The 1164-nt window shown below is 69.4% G+C and carries 1 protein-coding gene; it reads left to right on the forward strand.

The window, feature by feature from the left end:
* On the forward strand, positions 1-1164 hold a 1164-nt coding region (locus KDH83_RS30730; RefSeq protein WP_212322832.1), incomplete at both ends, for an autotransporter-associated beta strand repeat-containing protein.

Raw genomic sequence — 1164 nt, forward strand, 5'->3', positions numbered from 1 at the left:
CGGCAATGTCGTGAACAACGGCGGCCTGGTCTTCAATCGCGGCAACGGCTACGCCTTTGGCGGCGTCATCAGCGGCACGGGCTCGGTCACGCAGCAGGGCGCGGGCACCACGGTGCTCAGCGGCAACAACAGCTACACGGGCGCGACCACCGTGAGCGCCGGCGGCCTGTACGTCAACGGCGACCAGACCGCCGCCACCGGCGTCACCACAGTCAACAACGCCACGCTGGGCGGCAAGGGCGTGATCGGCGGCGACGTGACGCTGACGGGCAACAGCACGCTGTCGCCCGGCGACAACGGCCCCGCGCCGGGCACGCTGACGATCAAGGGCAATCTGGCGCTGGGCAGCGGCACGGCGCTGAATTACTCGTTCGGCCAGGCCAATGTGGCCGGCGGCCCCCTCAACGACCTGACCAACGTGGGCGGCAACGTTGCCCTGGGCGGCAAGCTCAACGTGGCGCTGTCGCCGGGCGGGCGCTTCGATGTCGGCATCTACCGCATCATCAACTACGGCGGTACGCTGTCCAACCCCGCGGGCCTGACGCTGGGCACGCTGCCGGCCGGCGCCAACGCCGCCGACTATTTCATCCAGACCTCGGTGGACAAGCAGGTCAACCTGGCCTACACCAATGGCCTGACGCTGAACTATTGGGATGGCGATGCCGGCCCGAAGAACAACAACCAGGTCAACGGCGGCGCGGGCACCTGGGTGGCGCCGGGCGGCGTCAACGACAACTGGACCGATGCCGCCGGCTCGGTCAATGCGCCCTGGAGCCAGGGCGCCTTCGCCGTCTTCACCGGCCAGAGCGGCACGGTGCTGGTCGACAGCACGAGCAACGGACCGATCAACGTGCAGGGCATGCAGTTCGCCACCGATGGCTATGTGCTGCAAGGCAATGCCGCCGGCGACAAGCTGACCCTGACGGGCACGCCCACGGGCGGCGGCGGTCCCAACGAGGCCGTCATCCGGGTGGGCGCGGGATCGGCCGACGGCGCCGGCTATACCGCCACCATCGCCGCCACGCTGGCTGGCGCGGCCAAGCTGGTCAAGACCGACCTGGGCACGCTGGTGCTGTCTGGCGTCAACACCTACACCGGCGGCACGGCCGTCAACGGCGGCACGCTGCAGGTCTCGCAGAACAGCAACATGGGCGACCTGGCGGG

Origin of the sequence: Achromobacter sp. Marseille-Q0513, assembly GCF_018195695.1 — a bacterium.
Taxonomy (GTDB): Bacteria; Pseudomonadota; Gammaproteobacteria; order Burkholderiales; family Burkholderiaceae_B; genus Achromobacter.